The following is a 2,100-nucleotide window of genomic DNA, read 5'->3' as shown; positions in this document are numbered from 1 at the left end:
TTCGGGTAGGGCGGGCAGGTGGGCGCTGCGCCGCAGCCGCCAGACGAGGACGTCGCTGATGGAGGTGGCGGTATCGAGCTCGCGCCGTCGGGCGGCTTCGGCCAGCAGGGCGGCCGGGTCGTGGCCGGCTCTGCGGGCGTCGTCGAGGGTGACGGCCAGGGCGGGCCAGCCGGCCTCGGCCTGGATCCGTGTGGCCAGCTTCGGCAGCACCTGGTGGAGAAGGCCGGCGTGCCGCTGCCGAACACGCGGGGCCAGACGTTGGCCTCGCTGGCGGAGGACGGCCATGGATTCACCTGCGGCGGCTTGGTAGGCGGCGCGGAGGTGTTCGCCGGCTTGTTGGGCGGCGGCGGCCTGCTGGCTGTGGTGCTTCCTGGCGTGCCAGTTCGCTGCGGCGGTGGCGAGGAAGAAGGCCATGTCGATGAGCATGGCGGTGGTGGCGCCGTCTTCGCCGCGGCCGAGGACGGGCCCGCTGTGGACGAGATCGCGGGCGGCCTGGCGCAGGGCGCGGTCGTACCCGCGTACGGCCTTGATGTGGGAGCGGCTGGCCCGCTCGAACGCGAAGGCCGCATCGCGCAGTTCAGCGCGGGTGTGGGCGGCGGAGGTCTTGGCGAGCGCGTCCAGGATCTCCCCTGCCGCGGCGATCTGGGCTGCCGCCGTGCCGTCGTCGCCGTGGTCGATGATCAGCAGGGCCTGCCAGGTGGCGGCGGTGGCCCGGCGCCGCGCGAACGCGGGACCCGTCACGTCCGGCAGGACGGATTGCTCCGGCCGGGAGTCGTGAGCCGAGACAGCGGTCTCTGCGGGAAGGGTCCAGCGCTCGCGGATGCGGGGCAGGGACAGGTCGGGGGCGAGGGTCGAGCCTGCGTAAAAGACCGGCTCGCCGTCCTTGTTGCGGTCCTCGGGGAGGGCGACCTTGTAGCCGAGCAGGTCACCGGAGGGCGCGACGCGCTTGCGGATCAGCAGGCCGGCGGCGGCCAGGCGGTCGAAGAACTCCTCCTCGCTGGTGGCGCCGGCTACTGCCCGCCGTACGGTTTCGCGCAGTTCTTCGCGCGCCGGGCGGTCCCGACCCTCACGTTCGGCCTTGTGGCGCTCGGCGCTGGTGGCCCGCTTGGCGGCGGTACCGTCACCGGGCGCGACCCGGTGCAGGCCGAGTTCCTTTTCGATCAGGCGGCACTCGGCCTGGGCGCGTTTGCCGGAGCGGTGGTGGTCGGGGCGGCGGCCGTCCTCCCGGACGAGGGTGGCGATGATGTGGATGTGGTCGTCGGCGTGGCGGACGGCGGCCCAGCGGCAGCCGGCGCCGTCGCCGGGGTCGATGCCGGTGGCGGCGACCATGCGGCGGGCGATCTCGGCCCACTGCTCATCGGACAGGATCGGGTCGTCGGGGGCGGCGCGCACGGAGCAGTGCCAGACGTGCTTGTCCGGGCGCTGCCCGGGGCCGAGGAGGGACAGGGGCTGGTCGAGGAGGTGCTGGAGGTCCTTCTTCGTCACCGAGGGGTCGCGGCCGGGGTCGGGGGCCATGCCGTCGAAGGAGGCGACCAGGTGCGGGTCGGTGTGCTCCTCGTGGGTGCCCTTGCCGTACAGGTAGTGCAGGAGGCCGAGGGTGTTGCTGCCCTGCTGGTGGATCCGGGGGATCAAGCCGCCTCGTCCTCTTGTTGGTTGGTGATCTGGTCGGCCGCCCGCTGGACGGCCTGCGCGGCACGTCGCAGATCGGCGAGGGCAGCGGCGAAGTGCGGTGCGTCCACGCCGGAGTTGAGGGCCTTGACAGCCTGGTTGACGTTGCTGCCAGCCCAGCCGAGCTGACGGCGCACGCCGAACAGGGCAGTCAGGATGTCCCGTTCGGTCGCGATGGCTGCTGCGGTGCGGGACTGGTCGCGGGCGGCGGCCAGGGCGGAGTAGGCCAGGAACCCGGCCACGCTCATGCCGACGTGGTCGGCACCGGACTGGATGATGGCGAGTTCGTGCTCGTTGAGACGGACGCTGTGGGCGGGGCGCTGCTTCTTGTCGCGCGGACGCGACTTCCCCTTTCTGGCCTTGCCCTTCGGATGGGCCTTGCCTGGCTGCGGTCCGCCCACAGCGTCCGTCTCAACGAGCACGAACTCGCCA

At 72.7% G+C, this 2,100-nt stretch carries 2 protein-coding genes; both read right to left on the bottom strand.

Annotated features, from left to right (window positions below):
• A partial coding sequence (locus C1I97_RS35875; RefSeq protein WP_111007110.1) for a relaxase/mobilization nuclease domain-containing protein occupies positions 1 to 1,632 on the bottom strand: 1,632 nt, incomplete at its 3' end.
• Positions 1,629 to 2,090 carry a mobilization protein gene (locus C1I97_RS35870; protein WP_441349192.1) on the bottom strand — a complete coding sequence of 154 codons (462 nt, stop codon included), beginning with the start codon at positions 2,088 to 2,090 and terminating at the stop codon, positions 1,629 to 1,631. The genes C1I97_RS35875 and C1I97_RS35870, both read right to left, overlap by 4 nt.
• Positions 2,091 to 2,100 lie beyond the last annotated feature (10 nt).

It is taken from the genome of Streptomyces sp. NTH33 (assembly GCF_003236365.1).
Taxonomy (GTDB): Bacteria; Actinomycetota; Actinomycetes; order Streptomycetales; family Streptomycetaceae; genus Streptomyces.
Note: the sequence above shows the minus strand (reverse complement) of the source record. Positions and strands in the feature narration are given on the sequence as shown.